This window comes from Arthrobacter sp. ISL-72 (genome assembly GCF_018613755.1).
Taxonomy (GTDB): Bacteria; Actinomycetota; Actinomycetes; order Actinomycetales; family Micrococcaceae; genus Arthrobacter.
Window position 1 is genome coordinate 186375 of the sequence record NZ_JAGGPP010000027.1, and the last position, 16699, is coordinate 203073.

At 66.7% G+C, this 16699-nt stretch carries 14 protein-coding genes; 9 read left to right on the forward strand and 5 right to left on the reverse strand.

Annotated elements, in window-relative coordinates; all coding sequences use genetic code 11:
• Positions 1-85: 85 nt before the first annotated feature.
• Positions 86-1669, forward strand: a complete 1584-nt coding sequence (locus J7I92_RS19685; protein WP_214843239.1) for an AMP-binding protein — start codon at positions 86-88, stop codon at positions 1667-1669.
• A gap of 32 nt (positions 1670-1701) precedes the next feature.
• On the opposite strand, the gene J7I92_RS19690 is transcribed toward J7I92_RS19685, so the two are convergent.
• Positions 1702-2133, reverse strand: a complete 432-nt coding sequence (locus J7I92_RS19690; protein ID WP_214843241.1) for a universal stress protein — start codon at positions 2131-2133, stop codon at positions 1702-1704.
• A 65-nt stretch (positions 2134-2198) separates the two neighbouring features.
• Entirely contained in the window at positions 2199-3491 is a 1293-nt protein-coding gene (locus tag J7I92_RS19695) for a PLP-dependent aminotransferase family protein (protein ID WP_214843243.1), read from the reverse strand.
• A 148-nt stretch (positions 3492-3639) separates the two neighbouring features.
• Here J7I92_RS19695 and J7I92_RS19700 point away from each other — a divergent pair, with 148 nt between their 5' ends.
• Entirely contained in the window at positions 3640-4485 is an 846-nt protein-coding gene (locus tag J7I92_RS19700) for an isocitrate lyase/phosphoenolpyruvate mutase family protein (protein WP_214843245.1), read from the forward strand.
• A gap of 50 nt (positions 4486-4535) precedes the next feature.
• Here the strand turns inward: J7I92_RS19700 and J7I92_RS24050 are convergent, their stop codons facing one another.
• Positions 4536-5414 carry a GerMN domain-containing protein gene (locus J7I92_RS24050; protein WP_251040176.1) on the reverse strand — a complete coding sequence of 293 codons (879 nt, stop codon included), beginning with the start codon at positions 5412-5414 and terminating at the stop codon, positions 4536-4538.
• 162 nt (positions 5415-5576) lie between these two features.
• Positions 5577-6143, reverse strand: coding sequence for an NAD(P)H-dependent oxidoreductase (locus J7I92_RS19710; RefSeq protein WP_214843247.1), 567 nt, complete (start codon positions 6141-6143; stop codon positions 5577-5579).
• A 124-nt stretch (positions 6144-6267) separates the two neighbouring features.
• Here J7I92_RS19710 and J7I92_RS19715 point away from each other — a divergent pair, with 124 nt between their 5' ends.
• The 6 genes from J7I92_RS19715 (at position 6268) to J7I92_RS19740 (ending at position 14082) form a co-directional block, all read left to right on the forward strand.
• A complete protein-coding gene (locus J7I92_RS19715) occupies positions 6268-6906 on the forward strand; it encodes a TetR/AcrR family transcriptional regulator (protein WP_214843250.1) in 639 nt (212 codons plus the stop codon).
• Between the two features lie 85 nt (positions 6907-6991).
• Entirely contained in the window at positions 6992-7978 is a 987-nt protein-coding gene (locus J7I92_RS19720; protein WP_214843252.1) for an ABC transporter permease, read from the forward strand.
• Between the two features lie 2 nt (positions 7979-7980).
• Positions 7981-8940, forward strand: a complete 960-nt coding sequence (locus tag J7I92_RS19725) for an ABC transporter permease (protein ID WP_214843254.1) — start codon at positions 7981-7983, stop codon at positions 8938-8940.
• Positions 8937-11159: an ABC transporter ATP-binding protein gene (locus tag J7I92_RS19730; protein WP_214843256.1), complete on the forward strand. Its 2223-nt coding sequence runs from the start codon at positions 8937-8939 to the stop codon at positions 11157-11159. Before J7I92_RS19725 ends, J7I92_RS19730 begins: the two co-directional genes overlap by 4 nt.
• Positions 11156-12862, forward strand: a complete 1707-nt coding sequence (locus tag J7I92_RS19735; RefSeq protein WP_214843258.1) for an ABC transporter family substrate-binding protein — start codon at positions 11156-11158, stop codon at positions 12860-12862. Before J7I92_RS19730 ends, J7I92_RS19735 begins: the two co-directional genes overlap by 4 nt.
• A 131-nt stretch (positions 12863-12993) precedes the next feature.
• Complete coding sequence (locus tag J7I92_RS19740) at positions 12994-14082, forward strand: Gfo/Idh/MocA family oxidoreductase (protein ID WP_214843260.1); 1089 nt, start codon at positions 12994-12996, stop codon at positions 14080-14082.
• A 28-nt stretch (positions 14083-14110) separates the two neighbouring features.
• Here J7I92_RS19740 and ald read toward each other — a convergent pair whose 3' ends face one another.
• Positions 14111-15229, reverse strand: coding sequence for an alanine dehydrogenase (ald, locus tag J7I92_RS19745; RefSeq protein ID WP_214843261.1), 1119 nt, complete (start codon positions 15227-15229; stop codon positions 14111-14113).
• Positions 15230-15463: 234 nt separating this feature from the next.
• On the opposite strand from ald, the gene J7I92_RS19750 reads away from it, so the two are divergent.
• The gene (locus J7I92_RS19750; RefSeq protein ID WP_214843263.1) at positions 15464-16684 is read left to right on the forward strand and encodes a CdaR family transcriptional regulator; all 1221 of its coding nucleotides are present in this window, start codon (positions 15464-15466) and stop codon (positions 16682-16684) included.
• Positions 16685-16699: the final 15 nt, after the last annotated feature.

Genomic DNA, 16699 nt, shown 5'->3' on the forward strand with positions numbered 1-16699 from the left:
GATGCTTGACAGGCCGAACTAGAGTTGCACCAGCTGCCGCCGAAAATTGCCGCCAGCTGCTGAAGCGGATCAAAGGAGATGTTGCGTGTTCTCGAGCCCCTTCCCGGACGTGGTCATCCCGGACCAAAGCATTTATGAGTACCTCTTCGGCGGACTCACTGAAGCAGACCTTGACCGGACCGCCGTCGTGGACGGAACCAGTGGCGGGGAGACCAGTTACCGCCAGCTGCTGGAACAAATCGACGCCGTGGCGGGTGCGGTGTCCGCGCTGGGATTGGGACCGCACGGCGTCGCGGCGATTCTGTGCCCCAATATCCCGGCCTTCGCAGCGGTTTTCCACGGTCTGCTCCGCGCCGGTTCAACCGTCACCACCGTCAACTCCCTCTACACCGCCGATGAACTGGCGGACCAGCTTCAGGACGCCGGCGCCAGCTGGCTGTTCACGGTCTCCGCGCTGCTTCCGGGTGCGGAGGAAGCCGCGCGGCGCGTCGGAATCCCCGCGGACCGGCTGGTGGTGCTCGACGGCGCCCCGGGTCACCCCTCGCTTGGGGACCTGCTCGCTGCAGGCGCACGGGCGCCCGACGTTTCCTTTGACCCTGCGACACATGTGGCCGTGCTGCCGTACTCGTCAGGCACCACAGGGCGCCCCAAAGGCGTGATGCTCAGCCACCGCAATCTCGTGGCCAATGTGCAGCAGTCGCGCGGGCTGCTGAACGTGCGGAACCAGGACAGACTGCTCGCCCTGCTGCCCTTCTTCCACATCTACGGCCTGACTGTGCTCCTCAACATTGCCCTGCGGGAACGGGCCTGCCTCGTGACCATGCCCCGCTTCGACCTCGCCGAATTCCTGCGCATCATCCAGGACCACAAATGCACCTACCTGTTCATCGCCCCGCCGGTGGCAGTGGCCCTGGCCAAGCACCCGCTCGTGGCCGAGTACGACCTCAGTTCCGTCCACACCACCCTGTCCGGCGCCGCGCCCCTGGACGGCCAACTCGGCGCTGCGCTCGCCCAGCGGCTCCGCTGCCGAGTGCTGCAGGGGTACGGGATGACCGAGATGAGCCCGGTATCGCACCTCATCCCGGTTGACGCCACCGACGTCCCGGTCAGCTCCGTGGGGTTTACGGTGCCCAACATGGAGTGCCGGCTTGTGGACACCGAAACGGGGGAGGACATCGACCTCCCAGCGGACGGAAGCAGCGCCCCGGGTCATCTGCTCTGCCGGGGACCGAACGTCATGCTGGGCTACCTGAACCGCCCGCAGGAAACTGCCGCCACGATCGACCCGGCGGGGTTCCTGCACACCGGGGACGTCGCGACCGTCCGGTCCGACGGCGTAGTAACCATCGTGGACCGGCTCAAGGAACTCATCAAATACAAGGGGTACCAGATCGCGCCGGCCGAACTTGAAGCGCTGCTGCTGACGCATCCCGGGATCGCGGATGCTGCCGTTGTCGGGACGCCCGACGCCGACAGACAGGAAGTCCCCATGGCTTTCGTGGTGCGCCAGCCGGGCGGGCAGGGGGAGGCGCTGGACGAAGCCGGCGTGATCGAATTTGTGGCGGCCAAAGTAGCACCCTTTAAAAAGATTCGCCGGGTGGAATTCGTCGACGCTGTGCCCAAGTCCCCCTCAGGCAAGATCCTGCGCAGGCTGCTGAGGGCGGGCTAGCTGCCCAGGGCCGGCCAGCCCGCCTTTGGCGGCTACTCGGCGATGTCCGTCTTGGCGATATACACATCGCACGGCGCATTGTGCGCCACACTGTTGGCCACGCTGCCGAGGACGCGGCCAAGGCCCCGCATGCGGCGGTTGCCCACCACGATCATGCGCGCGTCGAAACGCTCGGCTTCCTTGATGAGGGCTTCCGCCGGCTTGCCGCGCGCGGAGGAATAGGTGACCTTGAGGCCCGGCGTGCCCAGCCGCGCCGCCACTCCCTTGGCCACCTCTTCGGCGTACCCGGCGTCGGAGACAATCCAGCGGTCGCTGCCGCTGCCATAGACTTCGGTGCGGTCGGTGTCGAAGGCCGTCACCACGTGGAGCGTCGCCTCCAGGGATACGGCCAGACCCTGCGCAGTTTCCGCCGCCCTCATTGCAGTCTCGCTGCCGTCAACGCCGACGACAATAATTCCGGTCATGATCCTGCTCCTAAGGGGTCGGTCAACCTGGTGAAGATGCCCAGCTACAGGCAGTGAGATTCAGGCTACAGTGCCGCGATGGCATCACGCAGTACCGGTGCCAGCCGCCGCACGCCCTCGGCGATGGCTTCAGGGGGAACGGCGCTGAACGCCAGCCGCAGCTTGTTGGACGGTTCATCCGAATGCGTGAAGGCCGCCCCCGGGATGAAGACCACACCCGCGTCGATGGCCTTCTGCAGCAGCGGATAGGTGTCCACGCCCGCGGGCAGCGTCACCCAGACGAAGAAGCCGCCTTCAGGCCGGGTCCAGCTCAGCCCCTCCGGCATGTGTTCCTCCAAGGCCGCGAGCATGGCCTGGCACCGCTCCGAATAAAGCCCCCGGTACGTCTCGATCTGCCCTTTCCAGTCGTACTCCCGCAGGTACGCCGAGGCCAGCATCTGGTTCAGGGTCGGGGGGCAGAGCGTGACGGCTTCCGACGCCAGGTAGTAGCGGCGCTGGAGGTGGGCCGGCACCAGGGCCCAGCCCAGCCTCAGCCCCGGAGCGAAGATCTTGGAGAATGACCCCATGTAAATGACGTCGTCGGGGTTGGCGGCCCGGAGCGGGGCCAGCGGCTTGCCCTCGAATCGCAGCAACCCGTAGGGGTTGTCCTCAAGCACCAGAATATTCGCCCTGCGGCATATATCGACGACTTCCTGCCGCCGGTCCCCTGCCAGGGTGATCCCGGACGGGTTGTTGAAGTTGGGGATCGTGTACAGGAACTTGATGTTCTTTCCGGCCGTCTGCAAGGCGGCGATCCTGGCTTCCAGGAGATCCGGGACCAGGCCGTGCTCATCCATGGGGACGGTGGCCACCTCCACCTGGTAGGCCTCGAACGTATTCAGGGCGCCTACATAGGTCGGGTCTTCCACCAGCACCACGTCCCCCGGGTCGCAGAACACCTTGGTCGCGACGTCCTGAGCGGACTGCGAGCCCGCAGTGACAACCACGTTCCGGGGATCCGCATCGAGGATTCCCTCTGCCGCCATCACTTCGCAGATCTGGGTACGGAGTTCCTCAGTTCCCTGGCCGGTGCCGTACTGCAAGGCAGTCAGGCCCTGTTCGGAGATGATTTTGGCCGCTGTTTGGCCCAGCCGTTCCAGCGGCAGCGATTGAAGGTACGGACTGCCGCCGGCCAGCGACACCAGGCCGGGCCGCAGGGAGATATCAAAGACGTCGCGGACGGCGGACTGCTTGATGTTGGCTGCTCGCTCCGAGAAAAGTTCATCATGGCGGTGGGCGGACGTAGCCGCGCGTTCAATAGCGTCAATGGCTTCGGCGGGGAGGACAGCGGTCGCGGCATCGAGTGTTTCGTGGGTCACACTGACAGGATACAGCCAGTTGTTATCCGTTATGCAACGTTTGTTGACTGCTTTTCCCGCGAGGCGCACACTGGGCGCGGGGCACTCCACCTGCAGCACTCCACCTGCGGTGCTTTACCTAGCGGCCCGCAGGGCATGGAATAGACAAATGACAACGCACAGTCACCTCGCACCCTTGGCCGCCTCCTTCCACGCCCTTCACTCGAACGGGGCCCCGCTGGTCCTGGTGAACGTTTGGGATGTGGCGTCGTCACGCCTGGTGGAGGAGGCCGGAGCCGCGGCGCTTGCCACCTCCAGTTCAGCAGTGTCGTGGAGCCTGGGCTTTCCTGACGGCAACCAGCTGCCGCGGGAACTCGCCATGGCGGCGCTGCAACGGATCGCTTCGTCGACTGCGCTGCCGGTTACGGCGGATATCGAAACCGGGTACGCGGGCGCTGCTGGCGCCTTCCAGGATGGCGAGCTGCGGGAAACCATCCGCAGTGTACTGGCGGCCGGGGCGGTCGGCATCAATTTCGAGGACTCCGGCGATGAGCCGCTGACGGAGGTCGACGAGCAGGCGCGCCGCATCGCCGTCGTCCGGCGTGCAGCGGAGGACGAAGGCGTGGACTTGTTCATCAACGCGCGAACCGACACCTACCTGTCCGGCCGGTTTCCGGACACCGCGTTCACTGACACCCTTCGCCGTGCCGAAGCGTACGTTGCTGCGGGCGCGAACGGCATCTTCGTGCCGGGGGTGCAGGATCTGCACGTGCTCCATGATTTGTCCCGGCGGATCGCCGCGCCCCTGAACGCACTCGCCGGGCTGGGCGCGCCTTCCGTGGGGGAACTGCACGACGCCGGTGTCCGCCGGATCAGCATCGGCGGCAACACTGCGAAGGCCGCCTATGCCACTGTGTCCCGCGTGGCCGAGGACGTCCTTGGCGACGGCAACTGGTCCGAGCTGGCCGGTTCCCGCAGCCATGCGGCCATGGATGAGCTGTTCCGCCGCAGCTGACCGGCCCGGCTGACCAGTCCGCGCGTCAGGCGCACGCGGCCGGCCCGCCTTTACCGGAGGCTAAGGACGTCCGCCAGCCGCCGCCCGTCCACGTAGATTTCCGCCCGTGCCGCGCCGACGGCGGAAACTGCGGTGTGCGTGAGCTGGGCTTCCAGGCGCGGGATGTCACAGGTGCCTCCCGGCCGGACGGTGCCGGTGAGGTTCACCACCACTGTGGTGCCGTCGAAGTAAGCGGAAACGTACTGCAGTGAGGAGCCGTGCAGTGAGTTGTACAACCCGTTGGGTGGCTCGCCGCCGCCCAGCAGGATGCCGAGGGCGGCATGGAGCGGTTCCTCCGCCCCGGCGGGGCTGTGGAAAACCGCTACCAGGCTGTCGTTGCAGCCGAACCGCACTCCGGTGCTGCCGCCGTCGTCCAGTGCAACGAAGTACACGGGGGTTCCGCCCTGCACTTGGCCGGGCGGTGCGGCCTGACCGCCTGCTGCTGGTTCCTCCGGAACGGTGAAGCTCCCCGAACCCGAGCTGCCGGTTCCGGAATTGCCCGAACTGCCTGCAGCGGGGCTGCCTGCTCCGGAACCCGCCATCCCGCCGGGAAGTTTTCCGCCGTCGGAACCGTCCGTCGTTGCGGTGCCCGCTGCGGCGTCCGCATCCGCGCCGGCCTGGGGCGCGGGGCTTCCGGCCATTCCGGGGGTCGCGGGCAGTCCGGGTCCGCCCGGGCCGGGTGCGGCCGTCGGCGGGAGTCCCGCGTCGGCATCAGCGGGGACGGTGGCCGGGAACGGTGCCGGCAAAGGCTGTGGCTCCGGCAGTTGACCGGCCCCCGCCGCCGAACCTTCGGGTGACCTGGCGCCAGGCAGCGAGCACGATCCGAGCCACAGCGGAAGCATCAGACCGGCCGCTGCCGCAGCTGCCCGGACCCCAAGCGTGAACCTCATGAACGCACCGCACTTCCAGCTCTCGCACGTCCCCGTCTCCACGTTACGGCTGTGCCGGTGCGGGCGGAATATGTGCCGAGTGACGGTTCTGCGTCAGCTCCATCACGGAATGGTGACGCGCAAAAAACGCCCCCGGCGGCTGCCGGGGGCGTTTTGGTGGAATCAGGCTGCTTCGGCTGCGCTGCCTGCGTTAGCCAGGACGCTGAAGAGGCCCTTGATCTGCTCCACGACTTCGGCGTCGTCCTTGGGGTGGACTTCGGCAAAGCGGACCATGGAACCGGGGACTGCCAGCTTGGCATCCTCGAGGACCCGGGCGCCGGCGATGCCGACGGCCTTGCGGGCTTCGTCCTGGGCCCAGACCCCGCCGTACTGGCCGAACGCGGTGCCGACGACGGCGGTCGGCTTGCCGCTGAGGGCGCCGGCGCCGAAGGGGCGGGACAGCCAGTCGATGGCGTTCTTGAGCGAGGCGGGCACGGTTCCGTTGTGCTCGGGAGTGACCAGCAGCAGGGCGTCGGCCTCGTTGGCGGCCGCGCGCAGTGCTGCGGCGGCGGCCGGGACCTGGCCCTCGACGTCGATGTCCTCGTTGTAGAACGGGATGTTGCCCAGGCTTTCATGGATGACCACCTCGACCTGCTCCGGGGCGTTCAGCTGGATGGCTTCGGCGAGCTTCTGGTTGGTGGATTCGGCGCGCAGGCTGCCGACCAATGTGAGTACGGTGCTCTTGGACATGTGAACTCCTAGTGTCTGGCCGCGGAAGGTCCGCCGGCTGGTTGGTCGCGGAGGCTTGTTGATGCCTTCACTCTGCTAAACGGACTACGGTCCGAATGTTATTCCCGGGGCTAGAATATTTCTTGTGAGCCTCATTCCAATACGCTCCGGCTCGCCGCCGGGCGGGGAGACGGAACGCAGCGACGCCGCCCGCAACCGGGAGCTGCTGCTCCGGGCTGCCCGCGAACTCATTGAGGAGCGCGGGGCGGATGGCCTCACGATGGACCGGCTCGCCGAGCGCGCCGGCGTGGGCAAAGGCACCGTCTTCCGGAGGTTCGGATCCAGGGCCGGGCTCATGATGACGCTGCTCAGCGACTCGGAGGCCGCTTTTCAGGGCCGGTTCATGTTCGGACCGCCGCCCCTGGGGCCGGGCGCACCGCCGCTGGACCGGCTGGGGGCGTTCGGTGCGGAGCGGATCGCCTACGTCATGGAGTTCGGTGAACTGGCCCGGGCCGCGGACGCGTCCGCCCACAACCGCTTCGATGTGCCCGCCGCCGTGCTCTGGCACCGTCACATCGAAATGCTTCTCCGCACGGCCGGGGTCACCGCGGACCCGTGGCTTATGGCGATGTCGCTGAGCTCCACCCTGGATCCGGAGCGGCTGCTTCATGCGGTCCGGGTGCACCATGTGACTCCGGAGCGGCTGGCGGAGTCGTGGCGGGAGCTTGTCACCCGCGTGGTCAGCTGTCCCGGCGGTGCCGCCGGTCCGCCGGAGAGGGCATAATCCCCGTAAAACCGTCCAGTATGTGGTAGTTTGCTCTGGAATGTGACCCGCAGCGTGGGGGACGACGGAAGGATCGACGGGAGACATGTTCCGCTACCTCGCCAAACGAACCGCCACGTACCTGCTTATGATCTTCCTGACCACTTCCGCGGGATATTTCCTCGCTGTCAGCACGCTTCAGCCGGCCCTCCTGGAGCAGGAACGCATTCCGCGGCCCACGCCCGAGCAGGTGGCCAACTCCTTCCGGCTTAAGGGCCTTGACCCGACGCTCAGTCCCTGGGAGCGGTACATCGACTGGCTCACGGCGATTGTCACGCGCTGGGACTGGGGGCGAAGTCCCAACGGAGCGCTTATCAACGCGGAGTTCGGCGACCGGGTGTGGATCTCCACGCGGCTGTTCCTGGCCGCCGTCGTGCTGACACTGATCATCGGTGTGGCACTTGGCGTGTACACCGCCGCCCGGCAGTACAAATTCCAGGACCGCGTTATTACCTCCTATAGCTACCTCGCATACATCATTCCGGCGCCGATTGCGTACTTCCTGGTGCAGCTCGGGGCCATCAACCTCAACGACACCGTCGGCGAACGGATCTTCTTCGTCACCGGCATTTCAACTCCCGGACTGGACGGCGGCGCCTGGGTCCGGTTCGTCGACATGCTGGCCCACTACGCAGTCCCCACGCTGGCCATCACCCTGGTGGGCTGGGGCACCTACCAGATCGCCCAGCGCCAGTACCTGCTGGACAATGTCAACGCCGACTTCGTCCGCACAGCCCGGGCCAAAGGGCTCACGCGCAACCAGGCCATCACCCGCCACGCGCTGCGTGTCTCGTTCATCCCGGTGGCGCAAAGTATCGCGTTCACCATCCCCGCCATCTTCGCCGGGGGCTTCTTCGCGGAGAAGATCTTCGCCTGGCCGGGTGTCGGTTCGTGGAGCATCGACGCCATCGCCCTGCAGGATGTCAATGCCGCCACCGCCACCCTGGCGTACGGGTCCGTGATCTTTGCGATCGGGGCCATCCTCGCGGACTTCGCCACGACCCTCGTCGACCCGAGGGTGCGGGTCCAGTAGCCATGACGAACCTGAATGCCATCGACCCGGCCGCCGTCGCGGAGGAAGCACGCATCGAGAACGACGACGTCGTGATGGCCAAGTCCGCAATCATCCTGCGGCGCTTCCTGCGGAACAAGACAGCCGTGGCCGGCCTGGTGCTCTTCCTCGCCCTGACGGTCTTCTCCTTTGCCGGCGGTTTCTTCTCCGCTTGGGACAAGGAAACCATCGACCCCTTCAACATCGGCATGCCGCCCTCCGCCGAGCACCTGCTGGGCACATCGCAGGCGGGCATCGACCTGTACGCCCTCACGGTGGAAGGCACCAGGATCTCCATTCTCATCGGCCTGGTGGTGGGCCTCGTTTCGGTGCTGATCGCCGCGGTCTACGGCTGCACCATGGCCTACTTCGGCGGCAAGGTGGACAAGGTCATGCTGTTCGTCCTGGAGGCCCTCATCATGATGCCGGCCCTCCTGGTGGTTGCCGTGGCCACCAGCGGCGGAGGAGACGGACTGCGGGAGAATGTTCCGAGCTGGCTGCTGCTGATCATTGTGCTCCTGGTCTTCAGCTGGATGGGCAGCGCCCGGCTGATCCGCTCCCTCGCGATGTCCCTTATGCAGCGCGATTTCGTCAAGGCTGCCCGGTACATGGGGGTCCCCGCGCGCCGGATCGTCTGGCGGCACTTGGTCCCGAACATCGGCTCCTTGCTGGTCCTGGACATCACCCGCGGCGTCACGGGCGCCGTCCTGGCCGAGGTGGCGTTCTCGTTCGTAGGGATCGGCATCAAGGTCCCGGACGTGAGCCTGGGCGTCCTCATCAACCAGGCGACCTCGCAGGTCCAGACGTTCCCGTGGATGTTCTGGGTCCCGCTCGTGGTGATGTTCCTGCTGACGGGTTCGCTGGCCATGATGAACGACGGCCTGCGCGATGCGTTCGACCCCGGGTCCGGCTCCGTCGGCCGCGCCAGGAGGAAGGGCAAATGAGCGGGGGCGCGAGCAATGCCGTCCTGTCCGTCCGAGACCTGAATGTCCGGTTCAATTCGGAGGACGGCGTGGTGCACGCGGTCCGGGGCTGCGGCTTCGACATCCTGCCCGGCAAGACGCTCGGCATCGTGGGCGAGTCCGGCTCGGGGAAGTCCGTGACAGCCCTGGCCGCCATGGGGCTGCTGCCCGAAACGGCCGAGGTCACCGGCTCGGTGCGGCTGGACGGCAAGGAACTGCTGGGCCTCAGCGACAAGGCCATGTGCCGGCACCGCGGCAACGACATCGCCATGGTCTTCCAGGATCCGCTCTCCTCCCTGACCCCCGTGTACTCCGTGGGCCAGCAGATCATCGAGGCGCTCAGGATCCACCATCCCGGGATGAGCAAACAGGCCATGGCGGCCCGCGCCGTCGAACTTCTCTCCATGGTGGGAGTCCCCGGTCCGAGGGACAGGCTGAAAGCCTTCCCGCACGAGTTCTCCGGCGGCATGCGCCAGCGCGTCCTGATCGCCATCGCGATGGCCAACAACCCACGCGTGCTGATCGCGGATGAGCCGACGACGGCGCTGGATGTTACCATCCAGGCCCAGGTCCTGGAAGTGCTGCACACCGCTCAGGACGAGACGGGCGCCGCCGTCGTGATGATCACCCACGACCTTGGTGTGGTGGCCGGCATGGCGGACGACGTGGTGGTGATGTACGCGGGAAAGCCGGTGGAAACCGGCAGTGCGGAGGACATCTACTACAACCCGAGGATGCCTTACACGATGGGCTTGCTGGGGGCCGTGCCCCGCGTGGACGTTGCGGATAAGGCGTCGCTGGTCCCCATTGACGGCATCCCCCCGAACCTGGTCCGCCCGCCCGCTGGCTGCTCCTTTGCGCCGCGGTGTCCGCTGGCGGAGGAGGCATGCCTGCAGGGGGAACCGGAGCTGCTGCCCGTCGGCGGGCCGGAGGAATCGGGCGCGCTGCCCGGCAGCGGAGCCCACCAAGCCGCGTGCATCAGGACGGACGCCGTGGGCCCCGGCGTGGACGTCCACGAGCTCTTCCATGCGCCGCCGGTTCCGGTCTCCTGCTTCGACGCCGTTCCCCGGCAGGAGCGCCGGACGGTCCTGGAGCTGCGCGACGTCCGCAAGCACTTCCCGTTGACCAAGGGGTCACTCATCAAGCGCCGGATCGGGACGGTGAGGGCGGTGGACGGGCTGAGCTTCGATATCCGCGAGGGGGAGTGCTTTTCGATTGTGGGCGAGTCCGGCTGCGGGAAGACCACCACGCTTCTGGAAATCATGGAGTTCAACAAGGACCAGGACGGTGAGGTGGCCATCGGCGGGCTGAGCAACAAGGCCGCCTCGGACGCCAGGACCAGGGGCGCCATGCGCCGGGAACTCCAGATGGTGTTCCAGGACCCCACGGGGGCGCTGGATCCGCGCTTCACGGTTTTTGAAGTGCTGTCGGAGCCGCTTGAAAACGCGGGCATGGCCAAGCCCGCGGTCCGGAAGCGGATTATGGAACTGATGGAGCTGGTGGGCCTCCAGCCGGACCACGTCAACCGGTTCCCCAACCAGTTCTCCGGCGGTCAGCGCCAGCGCATCGGCATTGCCCGCGCCCTGGCCGTCAACCCCAGGCTGGTGGTCCTCGATGAACCCGTGTCCGCGCTGGACGTCTCGGTCCAGGCTGGCATTATCAACCTGCTGGACAAGCTCCGCGCAGAGCTCGGCCTGAGCTACCTCATGGTGGCCCACGACCTGTCCGTGGTGCGCCATATCTCCAACCGTGTGGCTGTCATGTACGCGGGCAAGATCGTGGAAATCGGCCACGTGGACACCGTCTTTGACCATCCCCGCCACCCCTACACCCGGGCGCTCCTCTCCGCGATCCCGGTGCCGGACCCCCGGCTGGAGCGGACCCGCGAACGCATCATCCTGCGCGGGGACCTGCCCTCCCCGCTGGATGCGCCCAGGGGCTGCAACTTCGCCACCCGCTGCCCGGTATTCGCAGCACTGCCGGCGGCCAAACAGGAGAAGTGCCTCACCGCGGTGCCGCCGCTCGGACCCGAGGCGGGCCTGCAGGCCGGAGAACGGGCGGCCGGGCCGGACCAGCAGTTCGCCTGCTTCTTTCCGGACGGCGAAATCGACGCTGACATGCTTGTTTTCCACGAGGCCTCTGACTTGCCCGATCTCCGAAGCACCACACCCCGCACCGAAAAAATGAAGGGAACACCATGAAGAACCTGACCAAAATTGGCGGGGTGGTTGCCGCCATGGCGGCGCTTGCGCTCACCGGCTGCGGCGGAGGCGGCCCCTCCGGCCCGGAAGCCGGCAAAGGCCAGGAAGCCGGCAGCGACCTCACCAAGCTGATCAGCATCAACGCCAAGGACGCGAAGGACCTGGAGCCGGGCGGCACGGTGACACTCCCGCTCGGCAGCATCGGACCGGACTTCAACGGTTTTTCCAGGACCGGCATCAGCGGCGACAACACCGCACTTCACCGTCCCATCGACGCTGCCGGCACCTGGGGCTGCTGGAACTTCGACTTCGACGGCACGGCGACGCCGAACAAGGACTTCTGCGAGGACGTCAAGAGCGAGGTCAAGGACGGAAAGCAGACCATCACCATCAAGGTGAATGAGAAAGCCACGTACAACGACGGCACGCCCATCGACGTCAAGGCCTTCCAAAACACCTGGAACATGCTCAAGGGCGAAAACAAGGACATAGACGCGGTTTCCTCCGGTGCCTACGAGTTCGTCGATTCCGTGAAGGCCGGTTCCAGCGACAAGGAAGTCGTGGTGACCACGACCCAGCCCGTGTATCCGCTGGATGCGCTCTTCGCGGGCCTGATCCATCCCGCCGTCAACACGCCGGAGCTCTTCAACACCGGCTTCACCGGTGACCTGCACCCCGAGTGGATGGCGGGACCGTTCAAGGTGGACCAGTACGACAGCGCCGCAAAGACCGTAACGCTGGCGCAGAACGAGAAGTGGTGGGGCGCCAAGCCGGTTCTGGACAAGGTCGTCTTCCGCCAGCTGGAAACCAGCGCTGCAATTGCCGCCTTCAAGAACGGCGAGATCGACGCCGTATCCGCCAACACCATCACGCCGTACAAGCAGCTTGAGGGAACCAAGAACTCCGAGATCCGCCGCGGCCAGCGGTTGTTCGCCGGCGGCCTGAACCTCAACGCCCAAAAGGCTCCGATGTCCGACGTCGCCGTCCGCAAGGCCGTGTTCACCGCCGTGGACCGCGAGGCACTCCGCAAGGTCCGCTTTAACGGGCTGAACTGGGAGGAGCCGAGCTCCGGCTCCATGATGCTGCTGCCGTTCTCCAAGTATTACCAGGACAACTACCCCGCCACGGAAACCGGTCCGGAGGCAGCCAGGAAGGTACTGACCGATGCGGGCTACACGCCCAACGCGGCCGGCATCATGGAAAAGGACGGCCAGCCGGCAGCCTTTACAATCAGCAACTTCGGCGACGACCCGGTCACCTTGGCGTTCTCCCAGACCCTGCAGAAGCAGCTCCAGGCCGGCGGCATGGACGTGGGCATCGACCAGCGGGCTTCCGCAGACTTCGGCAAAGTCATGGGCACCCGCGACTTCTTCCTGAGCGTTTCCGGCTACGGCGTGGGTCCCGACGCCACGGACGCGGTCAAGCAGTTCTACGACTCCAGGACGAACGAGAACGGACTCGGCGACGCCGAGCTGGACGCGGAGATCAAGAGGCTCAGCACCATCGAGGACAATGCCGAGCGCAACAAGGCAGCCATGGAAGTCGAAAAGAAGCACATGGCCAAGTACTTCTCCATGGGCATCGTGATGAACGGGCCGCAGATCTCCTTCGTCCGCACCGGCCTGGCCAACTACGGTCCGTCCCTGTTCAAGAGCCCCTCCCATGTTCCCGACTGGACCACCATCGGCTGGGAAAAGAAGTAACAACCCGCCTCCGGCCCGCCGGACGCTCTCTCACTTCCTGCCGGTTTTTCCTGAACCCTCTCGCAGGAGCGAGGGAGCGTTGCCCCGAAAGGTGCAGGAAGTGAGAGAGGGTCCGGGGGTAGCGTTGGACCATGAGCACAGAAGCAACCCGCGGCGCCGCCCTGAGCAAGCCCCCGATCCGCACGGCCGTCGCCGGCTACGGACTCTCCGGCCGCGTTTTCCACACTCCGCTTATCGCCACCAATCCGGCCTACTCGCTGGACGTCATTGCAACGTCCGACGCCGGGCGGCAGGCCGACGCGGCCGCCAGCCACCCTGCGGCGCGGCTCGTAAGCACCCCTGACGACATCCTGGCGCTCGCCGGCGAGCTTGACCTGATGGTCCTCGGGACGCCGCCGGCCACCCACTACCCCCTGGCGAAGGCCGCGCTCGAGGCGGGGCTCGACGTCGTCATCGACAAGCCTTTTGCGGTGCGCAGCGCCGAAGGGCGGGAACTGGCGGACATCGCCGTCAGGCTGGGCCGCGTGCTGACCGTCTTCCAGAACCGCCGCTGGGACGGCGACTACCTCACCGTGAAGGGCCTGGTGGAAGGCGGGGTGCTGGGCACCGTGACCCGCTTCGAATCGCGGTTCGAGCGCTGGTCGCCGGAGGTTTCCAAGGCGTGGAAGGCGGACGCTACCGCGGACGACGGCGGCGGGGTCCTGTTCGACCTCGGAACGCACCTCATGGACCAGTCGCTGCAGCTGTTCGGCCCCGCCACGGTGACCCACGCGGAACTCCGGGCGCGGCGGCCCGGAGAAAAGACCGATGACGACGTTTTCGTGGCCCTCCAGCATGACTCGGGCGTGGTCAGCCACCTCTGGATGAACATGCTTTGCGCCCAGCAAGGACCCCGCTACCGGCTGCTGGGCTCCGACGGCGGTTTCACCAAGCATGGCGTCGATCCGCAGGAGCCGTACATTGTGGCCGGCGGCAGCCCGCTCGATGCCGAGTACGGCGTTGAGGACAGGGACTGGGCAGGCCTGCTGGGCCGCGACGGCCACCTGGACCGCCTGCCCACCGAGCACGGGGCCTACCCGGAGTTCTACCGGATCCTCGCGGAAAAGATCCACGACGATGGGGCGGCCTCGTCCCTGCCCCTGCCAGTAGACCCCGCCGGCCCGGTCGAGGTCCTCAAACTAATAGAACAGGCACGGGAACTGGCCTCGGCGCAGGCTTAAACGCAGACCGCGCTGAACGAACTAAGGGTTACGCAGAGACCAGTTCGTGCCAGTCAGCTACGAGCGGCAGGTCGTGTGCCTCGGAGACCGAGTGGTGTGCCACGTGGCCGGCGGCGATGTTGAGGCCGGCCGCGAGGGCCGGGTCCTTTTCGAACGCGGCCTTTACGCCAAGGTTGGCCAGGGCCACGCCGTAGCGCAGGGTCACGTTGGTGAGTGCGTAGGTGGAGGTGTTCGGGACGGCGCCGGGCATGTTGGCCACGCAGTAGAAGATGGTGTTGTGCACCTTGTACGTAGGTTCCTGGTGCGTGGTGGGGCGGGTGTCCTCGAAGCAGCCGCCCTGGTCCACTGCGATGTCCACCAGCACGGAGCCGGGCTTCATCCGCGACACCAGCTCGTTGGTGACCAGCTTGGGGGCCTTGGCGCCCGGGATAAGCACGGAGCCGATCACCAGGTCCGCGTCCACGACGGACTTTTCGATCTCGTACTTGTTGGACGCGACGGTCTTGAGCCGGCCCTGATACTGGGCGTCGAGCTCGCGCAGGCGGTTGATGTTGATGTCCAGGATGGTGACGTCGGCGCCGAGGCCCAGGGCCATGGCGGCGGCGTTGGTGCCGGCCACGCCGGCGCCCAGGACAACAACCTTGGCGGGGCGGACCCCCGGAACACCGCCAAGCAGCACGCCCTTGCCGCCGGCAGGGGCCATCAGGGAGGTGGCACCGACCTGGACGGACAGGCGGCCGGCGACCTCGGACATGGGGGCCAGCAGGGGCAGGGTGCGGCCTTCCTGGACGGTCTCGTAGGCGATGGCGGTGACGCCGGAGTTGATGAGCTCCCGGGTCAGTTCCGGTTCCGCAGCGAGGTGGAGGTAGGTGAAGAGGATCAGGCCCTTGCGGAAGCGGTGGTACTCCGCGGCGATGGGCTCCTTGACCTTCATGACCATGTCCGCGCGGGCCCAGACGTGGTCGGCTTCGGCCACGATTTCGGCGCCGGCAATGGCGTATTCCTCGTCAGTGATGCCCGAGCCCAGGCCTGCGCCGCGTTCCACGAGGACAGTGTGGCCCTGGGTGCGGAATTCGTGGACACCGGCGGCGGTGATGGCCACGCGGAATTCGTTGTTCTTGATCTCTTTGGGGACGCCGATGATCATTTTGGCTCCATCGTTGGTGGGCTTTGCGGGCCGGATGTGCGGGGGAATCTGTACTTCCAGAATAAATCCGGGTGTGAGGTACCTGACAGGATTTCGACTGCTCGTGCGCAGGGACTTCCGCTTGTTTCCGGGCTTTTTGGCTTTCCCGTCTAGACATCTGTCGAGCCGTGAAGCGTCAGGTGTCGCCTGCTGTCCGTTCACGTCCCTGTGCCGTCGGGCAGTAAGGTGGCAACCATGCAGCAGCAGGATGTGGAACAGCTCGTTGAGCAGGTGGCGCTAAAGCTCGGCCGCGGGCTTTCGCTCGAGGACCTCGACGGCGTTCTGCTTGCCTACAGCTCCAACCAGTCGCACGCGGACCGGGTCCGGGTGAACTTCCTCCTCAGCAAACGCGTGCCGGCGGACGTGAAGGCGTGGCAGCTGTCGCACGGGATCGCCACCGCGGTGCGTCCCGTCGTCGTACCGGCGAACGAAGAGCTGGGCATGCTGGGCCGCGTCTGCGTGCCGCTGCTGGTGCGCGGTTTCCGCGTCGGCTACCTGTGGGTGCAGCAGGACATCGACGATCAAAGCGCGACCGCCATCCTCACCCAGCTGTCCGGCGTCCGGGACGAGCTCGAGCTGCTGTCCGGACTGCTCCTGGAATCGAACACCGCAGAATCGGAGTTCCGGCGCCGCCGGGAACAGGAGTTCCTGGCCGCCTGCCGGGGCGAGGCCAACGCCGTCGCCGCCGTGGCCGGCTGGAAGGAGGTGCAGGGGCGCGGTCCGTGGCAACTGGTCACCGTGCTCGACGCCGACGGATGGGCCGAGGGCTCCGACCCCATCGCCTCAACACTGATTCACCGCTCGTCGGCGCTGCAGGCCACCATCGGGGTGGATGCGGCCCTCTTCAGCGCCGGTACGGAAACCCATGCCGTGATCCTGTTCCGGGAATCGACCGGGCGGGCGGCCCACGCCCAGGTGCTGGTCCACTACCAACTGGAACTCGCCAAGCGGTCCGGCCGGCCGGTGCACCGGATCATTCTCGGAACAAGCGAAGGATTCGCCAAGCCGCGCCAGCTGGCGGACGCCTACCGGGAGTCGAAGCAGGCTGCCCAGGCAGCCGCGGTGGATCCCCAGCTGGGGGAACTGGTGGACTGCCGGGCCACGGGAATGTACCAGTTGCTCGCCTCCGCAGGCGGCGGGGCCGGTGCCTGGGCCGACGCCGGCTCGGTGTATTCGCGGATCCTGGAAGACCATGACCGGAACGGTGAGCTCCTGCCCGTGCTGGAACTCCTCTATGACAACGACGGCTCCGTGCAGGACGTCGCCACCAAGCTGCACCTGCACCGGAGCAGCATCTACAACCGGCTGGGCCGCATCCGGCAGGTGCTGGGCGTCGACCCGCTGAAGGGCATGGTCCGGCTGGAACTGCACGCGGCGCTCAAGGCCCGTCGCTGGTCCGGCCGGCCGCGGATCTAGCGGATCCCGCCGGGC

Coding starts and splice junctions, on each gene's coding strand:
- ald (WP_214843261.1), bottom strand. CDS start 15,229: ATGATCATCGGCGTCCCCAAAGAGATCAAGAACAACGAATTCCGCGTG.
- J7I92_RS19720 (WP_214843252.1), top strand. CDS start 6,992: ATGTTCCGCTACCTCGCCAAACGAACCGCCACGTACCTGCTTATGATC.
- J7I92_RS19700 (WP_214843245.1), top strand. CDS start 3,640: ATGACAACGCACAGTCACCTCGCACCCTTGGCCGCCTCCTTCCACGCC.
- J7I92_RS19735 (WP_214843258.1), top strand. CDS start 11,156: ATGAAGAACCTGACCAAAATTGGCGGGGTGGTTGCCGCCATGGCGGCG.
- J7I92_RS19690 (WP_214843241.1), bottom strand. CDS start 2,133: ATGACCGGAATTATTGTCGTCGGCGTTGACGGCAGCGAGACTGCAATG.
- J7I92_RS19740 (WP_214843260.1), top strand. CDS start 12,994: ATGAGCACAGAAGCAACCCGCGGCGCCGCCCTGAGCAAGCCCCCGATC.
- J7I92_RS19710 (WP_214843247.1), bottom strand. CDS start 6,143: ATGTCCAAGAGCACCGTACTCACATTGGTCGGCAGCCTGCGCGCCGAA.
- J7I92_RS19730 (WP_214843256.1), top strand. CDS start 8,937: ATGAGCGGGGGCGCGAGCAATGCCGTCCTGTCCGTCCGAGACCTGAAT.
- J7I92_RS19725 (WP_214843254.1), top strand. CDS start 7,981: ATGACGAACCTGAATGCCATCGACCCGGCCGCCGTCGCGGAGGAAGCA.
- J7I92_RS24050 (WP_251040176.1), bottom strand. CDS start 5,414: ATGAGGTTCACGCTTGGGGTCCGGGCAGCTGCGGCAGCGGCCGGTCTG.
- J7I92_RS19750 (WP_214843263.1), top strand. CDS start 15,464: ATGCAGCAGCAGGATGTGGAACAGCTCGTTGAGCAGGTGGCGCTAAAG.